This is a genomic window from Micromonospora avicenniae, assembly GCF_900156065.1.
GTDB classification, from domain to species: domain Bacteria; phylum Actinomycetota; class Actinomycetes; order Mycobacteriales; family Micromonosporaceae; genus Micromonospora; species Micromonospora avicenniae.
Window position 1 is genome coordinate 12,333 of the sequence record NZ_FTNF01000026.1, and the last position, 18,656, is coordinate 30,988.

At 70.4% G+C, this 18,656-nt stretch carries 14 protein-coding genes and 1 tRNA gene; 8 read left to right on the forward strand and 7 right to left on the reverse strand.

What is annotated here, in order from left to right; translation table 11 throughout:
• Positions 1-136: 136 nt before the first annotated feature.
• A complete protein-coding gene (locus BXA10_RS32755) occupies positions 137-2,992 on the reverse strand; it encodes a tetratricopeptide repeat protein (RefSeq protein WP_076473562.1) in 2,856 nt (951 codons plus the stop codon).
• A 220-nt stretch (positions 2,993-3,212) separates the two neighbouring features.
• On the opposite strand from BXA10_RS32755, the gene BXA10_RS26430 reads away from it, so the two are divergent.
• Positions 3,213-3,296 (forward strand) — tRNA-Leu (locus BXA10_RS26430).
• Between the two features lie 390 nt (positions 3,297-3,686).
• Here the strand turns inward: BXA10_RS26430 and BXA10_RS26440 are convergent.
• Genes BXA10_RS26440 through BXA10_RS26450 form a run of 3 tightly spaced genes read right to left on the reverse strand, consistent with a single transcriptional unit; the run spans position 3,687 to position 5,688 of the window.
• Positions 3,687-5,048, reverse strand: a complete 1,362-nt coding sequence (locus BXA10_RS26440) for a ThiF family adenylyltransferase (protein WP_076473564.1) — start codon at positions 5,046-5,048, stop codon at positions 3,687-3,689.
• Positions 5,030-5,416 (reverse strand): hypothetical protein, encoded by a 387-nt coding sequence (locus tag BXA10_RS26445; RefSeq protein WP_084753343.1) that lies wholly within the window; start codon positions 5,414-5,416, stop codon positions 5,030-5,032. The genes BXA10_RS26440 and BXA10_RS26445 overlap by 19 nt, the downstream gene beginning before the upstream one ends.
• On the reverse strand, positions 5,413-5,688 hold the full coding sequence (locus BXA10_RS26450; RefSeq protein ID WP_076473565.1) for a multiubiquitin domain-containing protein: 276 nt from the start codon (positions 5,686-5,688) through the stop codon (positions 5,413-5,415). The genes BXA10_RS26445 and BXA10_RS26450 overlap by 4 nt, the downstream gene beginning before the upstream one ends.
• 174 nt (positions 5,689-5,862) lie before the next feature.
• On the opposite strand from BXA10_RS26450, the gene BXA10_RS26455 reads away from it, so the two are divergent.
• The 3 genes from BXA10_RS26455 to pglW all read left to right on the forward strand — a co-directional run bounded on the left by BXA10_RS26455 (position 5,863) and on the right by pglW (position 11,520).
• A complete protein-coding gene (locus BXA10_RS26455; RefSeq protein ID WP_076473566.1) occupies positions 5,863-6,243 on the forward strand; it encodes a helix-turn-helix domain-containing protein in 381 nt (126 codons plus the stop codon).
• A 3-nt stretch (positions 6,244-6,246) separates the two neighbouring features.
• On the forward strand, positions 6,247-6,852 hold the full coding sequence (locus BXA10_RS26460; protein WP_076473567.1) for an ImmA/IrrE family metallo-endopeptidase: 606 nt from the start codon (positions 6,247-6,249) through the stop codon (positions 6,850-6,852).
• A gap of 537 nt (positions 6,853-7,389) precedes the next feature.
• Complete coding sequence (gene pglW / locus BXA10_RS26465) at positions 7,390-11,520, forward strand: BREX system serine/threonine kinase PglW (RefSeq protein ID WP_076473568.1); 4,131 nt, start codon at positions 7,390-7,392, stop codon at positions 11,518-11,520.
• A 17-nt stretch (positions 11,521-11,537) separates the two neighbouring features.
• Here the strand turns inward: pglW and BXA10_RS26470 are convergent, their stop codons facing one another.
• The 3 genes from BXA10_RS26470 to BXA10_RS26480 form a co-directional block, all read right to left on the reverse strand.
• Positions 11,538-12,113, reverse strand: coding sequence for a hypothetical protein (locus BXA10_RS26470; RefSeq protein ID WP_076473569.1), 576 nt, complete (start codon positions 12,111-12,113; stop codon positions 11,538-11,540).
• Between the two features lie 54 nt (positions 12,114-12,167).
• On the reverse strand, positions 12,168-13,286 hold the full coding sequence (locus BXA10_RS26475; RefSeq protein ID WP_245828521.1) for an IS630 family transposase: 1,119 nt from the start codon (positions 13,284-13,286) through the stop codon (positions 12,168-12,170).
• 78 nt (positions 13,287-13,364) lie between these two features.
• Positions 13,365-13,802, reverse strand: coding sequence for a hypothetical protein (locus tag BXA10_RS26480; RefSeq protein ID WP_076473571.1), 438 nt, complete (start codon positions 13,800-13,802; stop codon positions 13,365-13,367).
• Positions 13,803-14,001: 199 nt separating this feature from the next.
• Between BXA10_RS26480 and BXA10_RS26485 the strand changes: the two genes are divergently transcribed.
• The 4 genes from BXA10_RS26485 to BXA10_RS26500 all read left to right on the forward strand — a co-directional run bounded on the left by BXA10_RS26485 (position 14,002) and on the right by BXA10_RS26500 (position 18,649).
• Entirely contained in the window at positions 14,002-14,664 is a 663-nt protein-coding gene (locus BXA10_RS26485; RefSeq protein ID WP_076473572.1) for a hypothetical protein, read from the forward strand.
• A 164-nt stretch (positions 14,665-14,828) separates the two neighbouring features.
• Positions 14,829-16,088: a DUF3696 domain-containing protein gene (locus tag BXA10_RS26490; protein ID WP_076473573.1), complete on the forward strand. Its 1,260-nt coding sequence runs from the start codon at positions 14,829-14,831 to the stop codon at positions 16,086-16,088.
• Entirely contained in the window at positions 16,078-16,929 is an 852-nt protein-coding gene (locus BXA10_RS26495) for a hypothetical protein (protein WP_076473574.1), read from the forward strand. Before BXA10_RS26490 ends, BXA10_RS26495 begins: the two co-directional genes overlap by 11 nt.
• Before the next feature lie 13 nt (positions 16,930-16,942).
• Positions 16,943-18,649, forward strand: a complete 1,707-nt coding sequence (locus BXA10_RS26500) for a DUF262 domain-containing protein (protein ID WP_076473575.1) — start codon at positions 16,943-16,945, stop codon at positions 18,647-18,649.
• The last annotated feature ends 7 nt before the right edge of the window (positions 18,650-18,656 follow it).

Here is an 18,656-nt window from a genome sequence, read left to right on the forward strand (position 1 = left end):
GTGTCGTCGTGCCAGGTGGCGCACCCTGTCGATGCCCCCGGCCCTGAACCGGTGCCATCATATGGTCCAGGTCACAGCCGGGGGAACCCGCAGAGTCCGCCTGTGGACACCGAGCGTGTACGGAAGACCTTTCAGGTCACCTCGGCAGAGCGCCGCCCGCGCGTCCCGTGCACACCTGAGCGGACGTGGCGAAGGTCCCCGTCGGCCAAGCCGCGAGCACCGTGAAGCAGTAGTCCAGCCCAGGATTCAACCCGTTCACCGTGTAGCTGGTCTGGCCCGGGTCCACCGTGGCCATCGCCCGCATCGGCTGCCCCGCGCGACCGCCGACGATCGTGAACGGCACCTTCCCGCCGGACGGGTCCGCCCACGTCAACGTGATCGTGCTCTTCTCGTCGCGCAGCCGTACGTCGCCCGGGGGCGGTCCGGCCACCGTCGACTCCGCGGCCGACGGCGTGCTCGCCGTCGACCCACCCTCGCCGCTCAGCACCATCGCGCCCACACCCGTCGCCGCCGCCGCTGCGGCCACCACCACGGCCGCGGTCACCGCCATTGTCGTCGCCGCTCGGCCTCGGCCACGCTTTCCCGCGTCCTCGAACATCGGGTCGGTCGAGCCGAGCGGCGGGTACGGCGGCTCACCCGCGAGGGTGCCCGGGGCGGACGGGTCAACGGCCACCTCCGCGACAGGGACCCGGGGCGTCGACCGCGGCAGTGCCGCAGTCTTCGCCTGCCTCGCCGAGAAGTTCACCGGCACGGTCGACGGGTGCGGCGCCGGGTCGGCCTGAGGCGCCGGTGCGGGCGCCGCGGGCGGATCCGCCGGTGCCGGCCGGGCGGCCCCGCCTACCTGAGGTGCGGGTGCGGGTGCCGCGGGCGGATCCACCGTTGTCGGCGAGGCGGCCTCGCCTGCCTGAGCGGTCGGCAGCACCTGCAGCTCGGCGGTGGCGCCCCACTGCGGCGCGTTCTCACCCCACGCCGGCACCTGTGTTTCGCCGGCCGGCCGCGACTCACCGCCCGCCCCGCCGGCTGCTGGCGCGTACCCCGCAGGCACGCCGTCCGCCGGTCCGCCGGTCGGCGGCGACTCGACGGCCGGCGGCACCGCGGCCGGTTGCGTGTGGCCCGGCCAGAGCCCGTGCTCGTCGAACGGGGCGGATCCCGGTCCGGGCTGGTGGGGTGGTGCGCTGACCGGCGGCGGCACGGGCCCTGGCCCCGGCTGGTGAGGCGGGGCGCTCACCGGCCGCGCGGGGGCAGCCGGAGCCGACGTCGGAACTGACTGGCCGGGCGTTCCGCCGACCGCGGGCGGGCCTTCCGGTTGTGAGACCCGTCCAGCCTCGTCCGGGCGGGCCGGTTCCGGCCCCGGCTCCTGGACTCGATCACGCTGGCCTGCCCTGGCCCGAGCGATCTCGTCGGCCAGCAGCGGCTCGATCTGCTGCACTCGGATCGTCGGCTTGTCCCACCCGGGCGAGCCGGCGCTGGCCGGGTGGGACGGGGTCTGGCCGCCCGCGGCCCGTCCGCCGGGCGCGTCGGGAGCTGGCTGCCGGGGCTCGGGCCGGGCCGGGCCGGACTCCGCACCGGTCTCCGTTCGGTCAGGCGGCACCGGATGCGGCACCGGCCCGGTTACGGGCTGCGCCGCGGAGGCGCCGGGGCGCGGCGGCACGGCCGGAGGTATCGGCACTCCGGGCAGCGGAGGCCCGACCGGGCGTGGCGGCAGCGCCGGGGTTGCCGGGGGCGGAGGCAGCGGTACGCCGGAGCGCGGTGGCGGCACGCTGCCGGGCGCCTGCGGCGCAGCGACCGGGGGCACGGTTGGCCGTGCCGGCCCGGTGGTGGGAGCCGGAGGCGGGGGCACTGCCCGGGTGACCAGTGGTGGCGGCGCGACGTGCCCGGGCGGCGCGGTGGGCTGCGTCGGCGCCGCGACCGGCGGCGGGGGTGGTGCGACCGGGGTCGCCGGTGGTGCCGGGACCGGGGGCGTCACCGGTGACACAGGGGCGGTCGGTGACGGGAAGTGTCCGGCGGGGGCCAGGGGCGCGGATGGGGCCCACGGCGTGGCGGGCGGAGGCGGCGGCTCGGCCGGACCGGGCCGCCGAGGAGCGGATGGCGGGACGGCAGCGCCGGGCTGCGGCGCCCAGGGCGACGCGGGTGGGGACGGTACCGCGGTGGCACCCGGCGTGGCCGGCGGGGGCGGGACCGGCGTGCCGGGCTGCGGCGGGAGCGGGGACGGTACTGCGGCGGCGCTCTGCGTGGCCGGTGGAACCGGTGCGGCCGCAGGCGGGACCGGGGCGACGGGCTGCGGCGGGGGCGGGGCAGCGGAGGCGCCGGGCTGCGGCGCCCACGGCACCGCGGCACCGGGCGCCTGTTGCGAGACCGGCGGGGTCCGCCCCGCCGGCGGCGGTACGGCGGCCGGCGGATGCACCGCCGGGGGCTGGTTACCGGGCGCTGACGGACCGGTGCGCTGGATCGGCGGCAGCGCCTTGAACGCCAGCGTCGGGCCGGTCAGGGCCGCCATCGCGCCGGCCTGGGCCGGGTCCGGCGGTGCCGGGGCAGCCGGATGGGCGACCGGCGGGGCGGCGCCGGCGTGCTGCGCGAGGTACTGGTGCGCCGCGCGTACCGCTGGATGGTCCGCGCCGAGCACCGTCGGTCCGGCGGCGGCGATCCGGCTGTAGTTGCGGCGAGCCTCGTGCCGATTGCCGAGCTCCTCCGAGACACCGGCCAGGTCGTAGATGAGGGCGAGCATCAGTGGGTCGTTCGGGTGCCAGCGGCGCTCACCCGCGGTGTACGCCTCCTCGAGCACCCGACGCGCGGCGAGCGGGTCGTCGGCCTCCCGGTGCAGCCGGGCCAGCAGGTGCGCGGTGTTGAGCACGTCCGGGTGGTCTTTCCCGTACGGCGGGCGGGCCGACTCGACGGCCTCGGTCAGCACCCGACGAGCAGCGGTCAAGTCGCCCGCGGCACGCAGAGAGAGCGCCTGGTGCTGAACGGCGGCCAGAGGGGAGGGATGGGACACATGGTCATGCTGCCGGTAGAACGCCTTCGGACGCTACCCGGACGTGTGTGCGCGGCGGACGGCTGCGCCGTGACCTGGGCTAACGACGCGCCTTGCGGCGCGGGGGAGCGCGATGTGCATGATCCACGTCGGCCGTGTACAGTAACTCCCCGTGCGGCCCGCCGGGGCGGCCATCGGGTGACGAGATCACCGAGGCCGACACGGTAGGCTGGATGAGTAAGTCCGGGTGGCGGAATGGCAGACGCGCTAGCTTGAGGTGCTAGTGCCCGTATAGGGCGTGGGGGTTCAAGTCCCCCCTCGGACACAGATTTTCCGCATCGGTGCGCACTTTGAGTGCGCATGCGCTGATACTACAGCCGTCCGCCCCAGCAGCGGAGCGTGCATCGGGCGAGCGTCTGCTCCGCAACCATGCGTTGGTCATCGACGGCGCAATCCGTGCGGTCACAACTTCAGCGATCTCACCCCGACGCGTAGCAGGCCTTCGTCCGCATGGTGGCTCTCCTCAGCGTCTACGTCGCAGAGGAGAAGCGCCCATGAATCGAACGCCTCCGCCAACGCGGTCAGCGACGCCGAGTAGATCGGCCCAGGCCGGGACATCGCCCTCCGCCCTTCCACGTGACCGTCGGCCAGCGGACCGCGCATCCGCCCTCGTGCGCCGGGCCGGGTACTGACGCAGTCCTGGGTCTCAGCCTGATCAGGTTTCACCCTGCCCGAGGTGCCCGTGTGGGGAGCACCATGGGCAGTGCTCGTCTTGGCGTGGTAGTTGGGCTGAGCGTTTGCGCTGTCGAGGAAGGTGGATCGTGGAGGTGGTGTCGCCGGCGTCGTGGTGCATGCCGGTGGTGGCTAGCATGAAGTGGTTGATGGCCTCCATGGCGACGAGGCCGTTGAGGGCGATGACGCTGGGCGCTGGGACGCCTGCCACGTAGCGGGCGGCGGCCCGTTCGTGTTCGGGGTGCATGTCGATCGCGAGTTCGGTCGGGTCGATGAGGCCGTTGCACCACATGCAGCCGCTTCCCGGGACGAAGAACCGGTTAACGGCGTGGATCTCGCCGACGTTGCCTTGGTCGTCCACGGGGATCTTGACGCCGATCTGGGTGGCAGGGATCAAGTACTGGTTCACGGTGGCGTTGACCCAGAAGCGGGCGGAGTGGCTGTCCGCGGCGAGGAAGATCCAGTCGCAGGAGGTCAAGGCCTGCCTCGCCCTGCTGGTCTCGACTCGCTCCTCGAGCACGGTGAGACGGATTTGGGGGTTGGCCCGTCGGGCGTTGCGTTCCGCGGGGACGGTCTTCGGTTTGTCGATGTCGTCGCGCTCGGCGGCTAGGAGCCGGGGCAGGTTGGTTTCGTCGACGGTGTCGTTGTCGATCAGGAGAAGGTTGCCGACGCCGAGTCGGGCGAGTCCTTCGACGAGGATGCTGCCGACTCCGCCGAGGCCGACGACGGCGACCCGCATGCGGCTAAGGGACTCCTGGCCGAGCTGCCCGAAGAGCCTCGCCTGCCGGTCATGTACGAGGTTGATCGCTCCCTCGCGGGCGGGCCGAGGCCGCAGGCGGATGAGGTTTCCGCCGGGGATGACGGTCTCCGCCAGGTTGACGCGGGACCCGTCGGGCAACCACAGGTCACCCGCGGCGGCCTGGGGAGTGAAGACCAGTCCACCGACGACCTGCCCGGTGATCTGCCGCAGCGCCGGGTAACCCCGCTCGTGGCTGGCCAGGTCGATGGGGGAGAAGCCGGCCCTGACATCGCCGAAGTGGTTGTGGACGGCGAGGTAGGCGAGCCCTTCGTTCCGCGCCCGGACGGCGGCGTCGCGCACGAAGGACGGCGCGAGTGCCCGGTAGCCGGTCTCGCCGGGAACGTAGTCGATCCCGTCCTTCGCGATGATCAGCTCCCGCGCTAGCAGGCGAGGTCCGCGAGGGCCGTCAGCGCGTCCGGCGAGGATGACCGCGCCGTGCTCCTCCTTGTCGCCCCGGAACAGGTGATCGGCCAAGGCGGCCCAGAGTCGGGGCGGCAGGGTGAGGCTCCAGCCATCGGTCGGTGGGTTCACTGGGTGACGAGCCATGTGATCACCTTCTCGGCCTTGAGTGCCGCGTTGTCGATCCCGGCCCGCCAGCCGTTGGAGCGGCGGGACAACTGCATGGCCGGCCGGTTCTGCCAGTCGACCTGTTGGATGGCTGGCCCGTGGGGCTGCCCGTCGGTGCGGGTCAGCTTCCCGGTGTAGTGGGGGTAGACGTCCGCGCTCGGGTAGGCGGCGCTGACTTGGAAGCCCAGCCAGGTGGTCGACGGGGTGTAGCTGGGGCCGACCTCGATGTCGTTGACGATCACGAAGGCGCCGCCGGCGCCGTCCGGGGTGACCTCGACCGGCTTGCCGGCGAAGTGTTCCCGGAGGGCGTCGACCGCTGTGGCGACCGCGGGAGTCAACGCGGTCACGAGTTGTCGTCCGGCGCGACGGCGAGGAACTCCTGGTTCGGGTGGACCGTGACGGTGTCGTTGTCGCCGACGACCTCGTAGCGGTTGCCTCGCTTGACCGAGAGCTGGAAGTTCGGCTGGAGGTGGACGCCCTGCGCGATGGCGGCCTGCTTGATCTCCAGGCCGGTGACCCGGTGCTCGGGCAACTCGACCTGCTGGTTGTTGACCGAGACCGTGATGGTCCGGGGCGGGCGCTGGTTCTCGTTGACGCTCTCGGCGGCGCTGGTCGTCATATTGATCTCCTCAGATCGTTGCTGCGGTTGGAGCGCAGCAGGTACGGTGGATGTCCTACAAGTAGGACACCGTTCGACTTGTCGAACGAGATCAACGCTACCACGCGAGCGTTCGACATGTCGAACGGTGGTAGAAAGGTGGTTCGCGCAACCCTGCGAGGAGATGTCCCGCCCATGGCCCAGACCAGGATCAACGTGCCGGCGCTGTACGCCGCCCTCGACGCCGCGCGGAAGAGCAAGAACCTCTCCTGGCGACAACTCGCCGCTGAGGTGGGGTGCAGTCCCTCGACGATGACCCGCCTGGCCAACGGCTATCGGCCGGACGCCGACGCCTTCATGACCCTCACGCAGTGGCTGAAGATGCCGGCGGAGAAATTCTGGATTTCCGAGGAAGGGGCGAGCCAGGACGACGAACAGCCCGAGCTCCTCGCCGAGGTAGGGGTACTTCTCCGGGCTCGCAAAGACCTCGGCGAGGAGGAGAAGCAGCACCTGCAGAACGTGCTGGAGGCGGCCATGAAGCTGCACGCCACCCAACGCGCGGCTCGGAACCGGTGACACGTGGCCAAGAGGCTCTCCAAGGCCGAGATCCGGCGCCGAGCGATCGACATCCGCACGACCGACCTCGGCCTCACCGAATACGACCGGCTCTGCCCCTACGACCTCGCTCGTGAGCACGGAGTCGACGTGCACCCGCTGGAGGGCCTTGTCGCGGTGGGCTGTCCAGAAGAGTCGGTCATCTTCTTCGCCTCCGAACGTCCGGACGTCTGGTCGGCTGCGCTCGTTCCCGCCGGGGCGGGCCAGTTCATCGTCGAGAACACCGCACACCTGCCGCGCCGCCGCAGATACAACATCGCCCACGAGATGGCCCACGTGCTCCTCGAGCACGAGTTCGACCGGGTCATGTTCAGCGCGGAGGGGCGACGGGGCTGCGCCAACCCCACCAACAAGGACCAGGAGTGGGAAGCCGCCGAACTCGGCGCCGAGTTGCTCCTGCCCCAAGCAGCGGCATACAAGGCGGCCAAGGAGCACAGGACCGACGAAGACGTGGCCGACATCTTCGACGTCAGCCTCCCGGTTGCACGCTGGCGCATGAACGGAACAGGAGCACGGATCGTCGCCCAGCGCACAGCCGCCAAGTGGGCCAAGTTCAGAAGAGGTCAATAACTCCAGCTACATCCAACACCGCACTGCTTCGGGGTCGCGGCGAGACGCTGGCATTCCGTTGCAGCGGTCCGCGTGACGGCTGCTGCGGAGCGGGCGGCGATTCGTGCTGTTCGGTGGATGCTCGTACGACGAGCTTCCCTCACATCCCGGCCTGCCCGGCGGATTATGGAGCGGTTCATGCGGGGCTTGGCGGCGGGGTTGGCGATTCCCATAACAGTGCCGCCGATTTCCATCGATGAAGTTCATGCCGGCGGTGACCCTTCGGCGCTGTCCCTAGCAACGCCAACGTCCGAATCGTCTCTCGCTGCCAAGCTGCCGCGACCGGCGTGACTGCCGGCTCTGGGGCCGTCACGCCTGCCTGGTTGGTCGCCGCTCCGGGAAGCGGGGATACGCCGTGGCTCACCGTCTGCTGAGTTGCAGCATGCGCTGGCGGTTTGCTCTTGACGGTGGGCGTGGACAGTGCGTTGCTCGTAGTAACAGCTGCTGGGAGAGCAGGTAAGGTGCCAGAGTTCAGACGGAGGTCAAGGGAGCCAGTGCATGCGTGAGGATTCGCCGCGCTGGGAGCAGATCAACGCGAGCTCCTACACCTGGGAACAGGACGGGCTGCGTGAGCTGGCCAGCTACCTGCCCGACGCCGACCCGTACCACGTCTGGGCGAACGTCGAGTTCGTCGGCGCCGACGGGTCGATCAACGAGGTCGACGCGCTGGTGCTCACCCCCAGCGGGCTCTACGTGCTGGAGCTGAAGCACTGGCAGGGGGAGATCCGCGGCGACGGCACCCAGTGGGTGCGCCGGGCACCCAACTCCCGGCTCATCCCCGAGGACAACCCGTACATCCTGGCCAACCGCAAGGCGAAGCGGCTGGCCAGCCTGATCCGCTACTACGCCCGCCAGCACGGCAGGGAGGGCCAGTCGCCCTACGTCGGCGCGGCGGTGTTCCTGCACGCCAGGGGCATGCGGGCGAGCCTGGACGCGATCGGCGGTCAGCACGTCTACGGCCTGGAGGGGCACGACTCCGGGCTGCCCGGCCTGAAGGATCTGCTGATCACGCAGCCCCGCAACCCGGCGCACCGGGTGGACGAGGCGCGCGGGCGGCAGATCGTCGAGCTAGTGCGCGGAGCCAAGATCCGGCCGTCGGTGGCGGACCGGAAAATCGGCCAACTGCTGCTGCACCCCAAGCCGTTCGCGGAGGGGCTCGGCTGGCAGGACTTCCTCGCCGGGCACGCCCTGGACACCTCGCTGGTGCGCCGGGTGCGGTTCTACCTGACCAGTCGGGCCGCGGAGCACGAGGTGCCGGCCATCCGCAGGGCGGCCGAGCGGGAGTTCCGCCTGCTGCAGGGCATCCACCACCCCGGGGTGGCCCGGGCGCACGACCTGGTCGAGCACGCCTGGGGCCCGGCGGTCGTCTTCGACCACCAGCCGGACTGGGTACGCCTCGACCAGTGGCTGCTGCGCCGTGGTGACTCGCTGACTCTGGCCCAGCGGCTGCAACTGGTTCAGGATCTCGCCGAGATCATCGACTACGCGCATTCCCGCCGGTTGGCCCACCGGGCGCTCTCGCCTCGGGCGATCTACGTGGGCGACCCCGACGGGTCGCGCCCGACGCTGGTGGTGACCGACTGGCAGACCGGTGGACGGTTGAGTGGCAGTACCCAGCTCACCCGGCTAGGTCCGTCGAGCGACCCGGCCAGCCTGGAGCTGTTCTTCGACGACGAGGTCCGCCGCTACCAGGCGCCGGAGGCGGAGCACGCCACCCGCCTGCCCGGCCATCAGCTCGACGTGTTCTCCCTCGGCGCGCTGGCGTACCGGATCTTCGCTGGGGCGGCCCCGGCCGCCACGCCGGAGGAGCTGGTCAGCGCGGTCCGCGACGGCGGCCTGCACCTGGACGCCGCGGTCGACGGCATGCCGCTCGAACTCGTGAAGCTGGTCTACGACGCGACCCGGGGCGACCCCGGGCAGCGGCTCGCCGGTGTGTCGGCGATTCGCGCCGGGCTGGAGAAGGTGTGGGAGGAGCTGACCGCTCCGGAGCCGGAGCCGGTGGCCGATCCCCTTTCGGCCCACCGGGGCGACCTGCTCGACGGCGGCCTGGAGGTGAAGGACCGGCTCGGTTCTGGTGCCACCGCCGTCGCCCTGCTGGTCAACCGGGTCGGGGAGTCCCGCGAGCTGGTGTTGAAGGTGGCCCGCGACGAGCAGCACGAGGAACGGCTGACCGCGGAGGCGCGTACCCTCGCGAAGTTGAAGCATCCCCAGGTGGCCGCGCTGGTCGACGGCCCGGTGCGGGTCGGCGGCCGGACCGCCCTGCTGATGGAGAGCGCCGGGCCGCGGACCCTCGCCGAGGAGCTGCGCGGTGGCCGGCTCGCGCTGGACCTGCTGGAGCGGTACGGGCGGGACCTGCTCGACATTGTCAACTACCTGGACAGCCAGGGTGTCTGGCACCGTGATCTGAAGCCGGCCAACCTGGCGGCCCGGCCGAGGCCGAAGGACAAGCAACCGCACCTGTGCGTCTTCGACTTCTCGCTCTCGGCGGCTCCCGCCGACCAGCTCGGTGCGGGCACCGTCGGCTACCTTGACCCGTTCCTCGGCCCCCCGCGCCGGCTGCGCTTCGACGCGGCGGCCGAGCGGTTCGCCGCGGCCGTCGTGCTCTACGAGATGGCGACCGGCGTGCTGCCCAGGTGGGGCGACAACGCTAACCCGGCCGCGATCAGCGACGAGGTGACGCTCGACCCGGCGGCGTTTGACCCGGCGGTAGCCGACCGGCTGGTGGAGTTCTTCGGCCGGGCGCTGGCCCGGGACGCTTCGGCCCGGTTCGACACGGTCGACGAGATGACCGACGCCTGGCGAGCCATCTTCCAGCAAGTCCCGCAGCCGGCCGTAACTCCGGTCGGTCCGATGCCGTCGGTGGTGGGGCTGACCCGCGAGTCGCCGCTGGAGGTTACCGAGCTGACTGCCCGGGCCCGCTCGGCGCTGGAACGGCTCGGCCTGCACACCGTCGGTGAGCTGCTGGACGCGGAACCGTCGGCGCTGACACGGGCCAAGGGCGTACCGGACGCCACCCGCAAGGAGATCCTCGCCCAGGCGCGGGCGCTGCGCGCCGTGCTGCCCTCCGAGTCCGACCGGGAGCCCACCGACGAGCGGGCACTGGCGCAGGGCGTCGAGGCCCTGTGCGCGACTCTGCTGCCGGCCGCCTCGTCCCGCAATCACCGCACTGTGGCGCTGCTGCTCGGGCAGGCCCCCACCGACGATGGCACGTTCCTGTGCTGGCCGGCGCAGAGCGACGTCGCCCGAGCCGCTGGGAAGAAGCAACCGCAGATCTCGGTGCTGCTTCGCAACCAGGCCCGGGTCTGGTTGGACAATCCGGCGCTGGGGGCGGTGCGCAACGAGATCGTGGCGCTGCTCGACGCCCGCGGCGCGGTGATGTCCGCCGAGGAGTTGGCTCAGGCGCTGATCGCCGCCCGCGGCTCCTACACGCCCGCGCCGAAGCGGCTGCCGCAGGCGATCGGGCTGGTCCGGGCCGCCGTCGAGGCCGAGTTGAGCACGGGTGGGGACGCCCGGGTGGCGATCCAGCGGTTCCGCGCCTCCGGCACCGTCCTGGTCGGCCGGGAGCCGGACGACCCGGCGTCCGACGTCACCGCCGCCGACTTCCTCGGGTACGTGGTGGAGCTGGGCGGCCGGGCCGCCGAGCTGGCCGCCGCCGACCCGCTGCCGACCCGGCAACGCGCCGTCGACGAGCTACGCCGGCTGCCCGCGCCGACGGGGATGCCGGCGATGGCCGACCTGCGGCTGCTGCAGCTCGCGGCGGCGGGAAGCAACGACCGGGTCGACGTCAACGCGCAGGGGCAGCTCTACCCGGTGGAGATGTCGGCGGAGCGGGCGCTGCGGCTGTCGGTGGGGAGCCTGATCGGCCAGCGGCTCAGCGAGAAGCAGATCCGCGACCGGGTGCACAGCCGTTTCCCTCGGGCGGAGAAGGTGCCCAACCGCCCCGCCCTAACCGACCTGCTCGCGACGGCCGAGGTGCCGCTGACCTGGCATGCCTACGACCAGGCGTATGGGCCGGCGAGCACGGCGGCCTCGGTGACCGGCACCCGGTTGGCGAGCACCCACGCCCCGCTGCTCGGGCTCACCGCCGCCGACGAGGTGGGGGACAAGCTGGCCTCTGCCATCGAGCGGCGCGCGTTCCTGGCGGTGCTGGCGCCGCTGCGCCGGCTCGGCCCGGCCCGGCGGGCGCTGCTGGCCCGGCTGTCGCTGACCGAAGTGGACGTCACGGCCATCCTGCTGGAGCGGCTGCGCTCGCTCGGCTTTCCGTGGGAGGCGATCGTGTCGGCTGACAACGGCTCGCCGCAGGACGCGGACTTCCGGAGCCTGGTCGACCTGGTCAAACACCAGGTGGTGCCGGCGGTCAGCGCCGCCATCGCCGCCGCCGACGGGCCGGTGCTGCTCACTGAAGCGGCGCCGCTGACCCGGTACGGGCAGCTCGGGCTGCTCCAGGAACTGGCCGACCCGACCCGGCCCCGGCCGGCTGCCCGGCTGCTGCTGATCCCGGCCCGCCGCCCCGAGCCGGCATTGCTGGATGGGGTGCAGGTGCCGCTGACGTCCCCGGCCAGCCAGTCGCTCTGGCTAGCCGGCGACTGGATTGAGGCGGTGCACTTGCCGGCAGGCAGGAAACCGTAACGCGGGATGGCGTTGCCTCAGCCGGTGTCGGCGGCGACTGCGGGAGCGACCTGTTCGGATCGGGGTTGCGGGGGCACCCACGACTCTTCGATCTCATCGAAGGCAGTTCGTCGCGGCCCGTCAAGGCGGGCTGGTCGGACGAGGAAGGCCATGCGATACCGCCGCGGGTCTGCCGCGAGCAGTAGGGCCATGAGCCGGTCGCCCCGTTCGACAACCTGACGGGCGGTGACAAAGGCAGAGGCGAGGTCGTCGAGGTTACGCATTCGCTGCTCGGGCTCGCCGTCAGCGATCCAGATCGTCCAGCCATCGTCATCCGGCTCCGGACCTGACGTCTGGTCGCTGGCTGTCGGATCATCCTCCTCGGGGGGTACGGGCAGGTCGAACGCGTTGTCTTGCCTGAGTAGCTCATCTACGAGGTCGTGCAGGTCGCCGATGGCATCGACAAGCTTTCGACCAGCGGAGACCATGTCCGGATTGTCGGTGGATAGGCGCGGGACGAGAACCCGTGTGAGCTTGCGATGGAGCAGCTTCCAGTCGTGGTGAAGTCCGGCAGGCCACATGAGCATCCACAAAGCGGAGACGCGGCTGATCACGTCGGTGGCGCCTTCAGCTAGTGCTCTGACCACGAACGTTCGCGGTGTTGGGGGTCAGGCCGCTCGGGTGGTGGGTTGGCCCCAGCGTCGTTGTCGTTCGCTGCGGATGCGGGCGCGTTCGCGGCGTTGGGCGGCCAGGACGTTGGGGTGGCGGGCATTGGCGTTGCGCCAGCGCAGGTAGGCCTGCAGTTTCCGGGTCAGGGCCTGGTGGTTGGGGTGGTTCGAGCCGGCGATGACAAAGGTGCGTAGCGGCCCGAACTGGGCCTCGATCGGGTTGGCCCAGGAGGCGTAGGTCGGGGTGAAGCAGAGCTCGACCTTGTTCCGAGCCGCCCACGCTCGGATCTTCGAGCCCTTATGCGCGGACAGGTTGTCCAGGATGACGTAGATCGGCGCCCCGTCCGGACGAGCGGCGCGGATCGACTTGAGCGCGGCGAGGGTGTTCGCGGCGCTCTTACGGCGCCGGACGACGCCCCAGAGTTGGTCGTCACCGACGGAGTAGCAGCCGTGGAACTGCCGGACGCCGTGCAGCTTGTGGTAGTTCGCTGGCAACCGGCGCGGGTGCCCGGCCGGCGCCCACCCGGCCCCGACCTGGGGGCGGATCACCAGCGGCCCGAACTCGTCGAAGGCGAACACTCGCTGCGGGAATCGGGCGCTGACGTACTCGATGCGGGCGAGCTTGGCATCGCGGTGCGGGTCGGTGGACTCCTTCCACGTCTTGGTCCGCTGGAAGGTGATCCGGTGCCGGTGCAGGATCTGCCGCAGCCGTTCCCGCCCGACACGGACCCGCCGAACGGCATGCGAGCCCAGGTGGTCGGCGAGCTTGCGGATGCTCCAGCGGGTGAACGGCCGCCCCAGCGTTTCGGGGCGGGTGTTGGCCGTCTCGACGATGAACTGTTCCTCGTCAGGACTGATCTGGCGGGGACGGCCACCCGCCCACTGAGGGTCCAGGCTGGCCATCCCCATCTCGTTGAACCGGTGGATGACCTGCCGGATCGTGTCCTCGTCAGCCTGGACCAGACGGGCGATCGCCGGCACGGTGTTCCCACCAGCCGAAGCGAGCACGACCATCGCCCGCCGAAGCCGGATCGGTGAACCGGTACCTCTACGAGTAATCCTCAGCAGCTGCTGACCCTCCTGGTCACTGAGCCGCCGAACGCGAACGGGTTCTGCCACCGCCACAGCCTGACCGCCACCAGGCCAGCAGCCCGACAGGCCGGACGGCGTGTCACCCAACACCGTGAACGTTCGTGGTCAGAGCACTAGCTGCCAGGTGGGCCGCTCGGCCCACGGGTCGTGACCCGGGCGGGCGGCTTCCTGTCGGTGCAGGTGCTCCCACGATTCACGAGCGTCTCTGATCCAGCTGAGCGGTCCTGTCACATCCTGGACGGTGTACTGGTACACGAGCAGGTCACGTAGCCGTTCCCAAGTGGCACCAACCGCATCAGTAAGTTCAGCGGCGGCTACCTGCCACTGCCGACGCCGGCGGCGGTCCTGCCAGCCGGTCAACAGCACGCCCGCAACGTAGAGCTCAAGCGGAACCAGCATGGCTCCGGCGAGGATGTTGGCGGCCAACGGGGACCGGTCGGCAAACTGCGGCCAGCGCCACTCCACGAACGGGCCGCCACCGACAGCAAGAGCCAGCAGGGCGGCCCCGATAAGGATCCACCTCGTTCTGGTCAGCCACGACACGGCCGTACCGTAGCCGACGCAGCAGCATCCCTTCGGCAAACGGCCTCCAGAGGGCAGCTCAACCGGACGTGAGCAGGCCGAGGCGCCCGGGTTACCTACCGGACCCGTCCTTCAAGTAATAATAACTCCTCCAGAGTGTTGCTTAGTGGCCTGTAAGTGAAAGACACTGTTCTCAAGTAGTTCTTACTTGGAGGGTGGAATGTACATCTCCGACCAGGCCCGTTCCGAGATCGAGATCCTTCTCGACGGCATCGCCCGGGCATCTTCACGTATCCAAGCTCTGCTCGGTGATCATGACTCGCAGGGTGGCCAACCCGCCGGGGTGGACGACGCGACGAATGCAGCCGGGTCGATCGACTTTTCGGTTGTCGATGCGCAGCCGTTGACCCCACGGTCGTTCACCTACCGCTGGCCAACCGGGGAGGCGAAGTACGTCGACGCCATCCGGTACACGGTGCGGTGCGACGACAACGAGTACGTCTTCGTCGTAGGTGCCGAGGAGGGGGGACGCGCGGCGTACCGACGGGCGGATCGGGGGCGGGTCGTGGTGTTCCTCCGGCAGACCACTAGTGCGAACTCCTACTATCCACTGCTCGAATTCGCCGAGAGTGACCTGGACGCCAACCTTTACGCCGCGCTCATCCCGAAGCCCGGGCAGAAGTCGGCCCGGGCAACCGTCGACGACCTCGATGCCGTGCGCGGTGTCGCGCACCTGCACAAAGCCGATATCCGGCGTGCCGACCAGGTGTTTGACTCCTCAGCGAACGCCCCAACCCTGCGGGTCCTGGTGCGTCGCGACGATCACAACATGTTGATCGCCCACTCGTGGTGGGTCGGGCGGCTCCGCCGCACCGCCCCGTAGGCATATCAGCAGCATGACGTGAGGGCGGCTCCACGCCGTGGAGCCGCCCTCACGTCAGTGCCAGGCGGCGTCCGGCTCGGAGGCAGGCGGCGGCTGGTAAGACGATTCCAGAATGGACGTCTGTGGGTCAGTGGCCGCTCACTTTCTGTGGTACGACTCTAGGAATGCCCCTGCGCAAGATCGTGCTGGAGAACTACCGCTGCTTCCGGGACCGGCAGGAAATCGAGCTGGCCCCGGTGACGGTGGTGCTCGGCAAGAACAACTCCGGCAAGAGCGTGCTCACCCGGGCACCCCTGGTCATCGCGACCGGGTTCGGCACCACCAGCACCGCGCCGCTCGACCTGGACCGGCTCGAACCGCAGCCGGTGGACGGCTTCGCGGATCTGGTCTTCGAGCAGAGCCCGCACGGCAGGTTCTTCCTCGGCTTCGAGGTGGACGGTCCGACTCCCTTCTCGATGGACGCGACCGTTCAACTGGTCGACGAGGAGCGGACAGCCTTTGTCTCAGACCTCCGGGTCGCGTTGGCGGATCAGGAGTTCGTGCTCTCCTGGCAGCCGACGATGACCGACGGCTACGAGGGCTTCCAGTACCAGATTCAGGTGTCGGGGCGGACGCCGGTTGTGCGGGCGGTGCCGTTCGCCGGGCTACGCCCCAGCCCGGCTGGCATCCCGGAACTGCGGCTCCTCGCTGAACGGCGCAACGGCCTGACTCTGGGGCCGATCCGCTTTCTCAGCGCGTACCGGGACCGGCCCGAGCGGCAGCACCGACTGCCGCTCGGCGTGCCCCGGGGCATCGGTGAGCAGGGACAGGGCACCCTCGGCATCCTCGCTCATGACCAGGCGCGCAACGGTGGCGCGCTGCTCGCCAACGTCAACGAGCGGCTGGCGGCGATCGTGCCGGGCTGGCGGATTGAGGAGATCGAGGCCGGGCCGTTGTGGTCGACGGTGTTGACACGAAGCGGCAGCCGCGTGCGGGTCAACCTGGCGGACACGGGCACCGGCCTGTCCCAGGTGCTCCCGATTCTGGTGCAGTGCGCGCTGGACGAACTGCGCGGCGTGGACGCACCGCCGGCGTTGCAGATCATCGAGGAGCCGGAGATGCACCTGCACCCCGGTGCCCACGCCGCGCTGGCCGATCTCTACTTGAGCACCGCACGGGCCACCGGCACCCGCTTCCTCATCGAGACCCACAGCGAGACCCTGCTGTTGCGACTGCGACGGCACATCGCCGAGGGGTGTCCACCAGAGATGGTGGCGGTGTACGTCGTCGAGCAGCACGACGGTGTCTCCGACGTACGGCAGGTCGGCATCGACCGGCTGGGCAACCTCGACGACGACTGGCCCGAGGGCTACTTCTCCCAGGACTACCATGAGGTACGGGCGCTCGCGGCCGCACAGCTCAGGCAGGGTGGCTATGCGTCTTGACATCGAACCCGAGGTCTTCACCTCCGGCGATCGGCTGTCGGTGATCCACCTGCTGGCGATGGTGATCGAGGGACAACACGAGTGGCGGCCCACCCTGCCCGTCGCGCTCAGCGCCGAACGGTTCGCCAACGAGGAAGCCCCGGTGCTCTCCGAGTTCGTGCAGAAGGCGCTGGTCGAGGCGGCGAACCCGGCCCCTGACGCGCCGGCGGTCGCCCAGATCACCGCCGCCAAGCTCAAGGAGTTCGTGGCGGACCTGCGCCGGCCCGCCACCCTGGTGGTGGAGAACCGCATCGCCGATGGTGGCTTCGTCCGGGCGGTTGCGGCGGCTCTCGGCGACCACCGGGTGGTGGAGGCGCTGTCCCCGGGCCGGCAGTGGCTCTGCTTCAGCCACGGCGGGGGCAGCGGCGACATCCCCGAGCTGGCGGCCGACGAGCGAAGTGGCTTCACGGTTCTCGTTCGAGTGGCGGTGCTGTTCGACAGCGACCGCGAACACGCCGGCCACGCCGGTCGCAACCACGACAAGGTCCAGAAGTGCCGAGAGCACGGCGTCGCCGAGGTGCATCTGCTGGCCTGGCGGATGATGGAGAACTACGCGCCCTTCCGGATCTGGGAACACCACTTCGTGCACCGGCCAGACCACGTCGAGGCACTGCGGGCCATCGAGCCGGAGCAGCGGGGCTACCTGCACCTCAAGACCTGGTTCAAGGAGCGCCGCTGCCACGTGCCCAAGCGGGTCTTCCCGGCCGATCTGGCGCTGGCCGAGGATGACTTCGCCGAGCTGGGACCGGACGTCGTGGCGGAGCTGCGGGAGTTGCTCGCGATGATCCACCGGATCCTGTAGGAGACTGGGGGCCATGCGCGCCGACCAGGCCGAGATTCGGCCCGACCCGACCATCGCACTCGTCGATGACCTCCTGGGCGGCATCGGCCGAGGCGAGATCCGGGTGCCGGCCTTCCAGCGGCCTTTCGTGTGGCGGCCCGCACAGATGCTGGAGCTGTTCGACAGCATCGAGCGCGGCTACCCGATCGGCAGCCTGCTGCTCTGGCAGACCGACGTGCAGGTGCCGTCGCTGGACCGGATCGGCGGCCTGGAAGTCCCACCGCCGCCGGCCGGCAAGCAGATCTCCTACCTGCTGGACGGTCACCAGCGAGTGTCGACTCTCTTCGGTGTCTTGAACCGGCCCCTGCGTGACGGGCCAGCCGAGGACGAGCGAGATTGGATCTGGCAGATCTACCGCGACCTGCGTCCCGATCCGCTCGGCTCGGACCGGTACCGCCATCACCGATCCGGCAAGTTCGCGCCGCACCTGCTGCCGCTGGCCGCGGTGATGCGGACCCGGAACTTCCTCCGGCATTTCCACCGGGTGGAGCTGGAAGTCAGAGACACCCGCCAGGCGGATGCGCTGATCCGTGAGGCGGAGGCGGTCACGCAACGGATCAAGGGCTACAAGCTGACCCTGGTACGTCTGCAGGGGGCCAGCCTGGACCAGGCGGTGAACGTCTACGCCCGGCTCAACCGCACCGGCACGCGGATGGACCCGGACCAGATGGTCTCCGCGCTCACGTACCGGAAGGAACAGCCCTCCCTCGCGAGCCGGATCGACGACATCGTCACCGCCATCGCCGACACCGGCTTCGGGGAGCTACCGCGGCTCGCGGTGTTCCGGTCGCTGCTGGCGATCGCCGGCGAAGCGGACATCATGTCGCCCCGGTGGAGCCTGGTGGCCGACTATGTGCAGAACCGGTTGCACGACGCCCTACCGCAGACCGCGCAGGCGGTGCGACTGGCCGCGCAGTTCCTGCGGACCGGGGTCGGCGTGCCGCATGCGCGGTTCCTGCCGTACTCGCACCAGCTCGTCCTGCTGGCCATGCTCTTCCACGTCCGTCCGCAGCCGAGTGGCTGGCAGTACGACCGGCTACGCCGGTGGTTCTGGTTCACTTCGTGGTCGAGCGCGTTCGCCGGGGCGACGTCGACCACCCTCCGGAAGGCGCTGGGGGAGATGCGGTCGTTCGGCATCGGCGAGGGTGACCTGGAGCCGGATCCGAGCGATGTGCAGCCCATGCCGGAGCTGTTCAACCTCAACAGCGCCCGCACCAAGGCATACGTGACCTGGGAGGCGTTGGAGTTCCCCCGCCGGCTCGACATGCTGGGGCAGCCGTTCGACGTGGTGAAGCTGCTCGCCACCGCCGACATCCAGGTCTTCAAGCATGTCGTGCCGAAGGACAGCCGCCCGGCCAACCGGCTGATTTTCCCCACCACCCCGAACATCGGCGTGCTCGCGGCGCTCAAGGGTCTGAGCCCCACCAGAGGGCCCGATCTGTTCGACGGCAACCCGCACCAGAACGGCCTGGTCGGCCGGTCGATGACCGAGCAGATCCTGGAGAGCCACGGCATCCCGCTCAAGGCGTGGCGGCGACTGTGCGAGGGCGGCAACGGTAACCAGATCTTCGTCGACGACCGCACCGAGTATCTGGCGCAACGGCTTCGGATCTTCGCCGCTCGCCTTGACGTGCCGGTCGGCGGCAATATGGAAGGTATGGCCGACGACGACTCGGAGTAGCGGACTA

Bases quoted from the DNA above. Each gene is read 5' to 3' on its own strand.
- BXA10_RS26495 (WP_076473574.1), top strand. From the start codon at position 16,078: ATGCGTCTTGACATCGAACCCGAGGTCTTCACCTCCGGCGATCGGCTG.
- pglW (WP_076473568.1), top strand. From the start codon at position 7,390: ATGCGTGAGGATTCGCCGCGCTGGGAGCAGATCAACGCGAGCTCCTAC.
- BXA10_RS26490 (WP_076473573.1), top strand. From the start codon at position 14,829: ATGCCCCTGCGCAAGATCGTGCTGGAGAACTACCGCTGCTTCCGGGAC.
- BXA10_RS26485 (WP_076473572.1), top strand. From the start codon at position 14,002: ATGTACATCTCCGACCAGGCCCGTTCCGAGATCGAGATCCTTCTCGAC.
- BXA10_RS26455 (WP_076473566.1), top strand. From the start codon at position 5,863: ATGGCCCAGACCAGGATCAACGTGCCGGCGCTGTACGCCGCCCTCGAC.
- BXA10_RS26500 (WP_076473575.1), top strand. From the start codon at position 16,943: ATGCGCGCCGACCAGGCCGAGATTCGGCCCGACCCGACCATCGCACTC.
- BXA10_RS26440 (WP_076473564.1), bottom strand. From the start codon at position 5,048: ATGGCTCGTCACCCAGTGAACCCACCGACCGATGGCTGGAGCCTCACC.
- BXA10_RS26450 (WP_076473565.1), bottom strand. From the start codon at position 5,688: ATGACGACCAGCGCCGCCGAGAGCGTCAACGAGAACCAGCGCCCGCCC.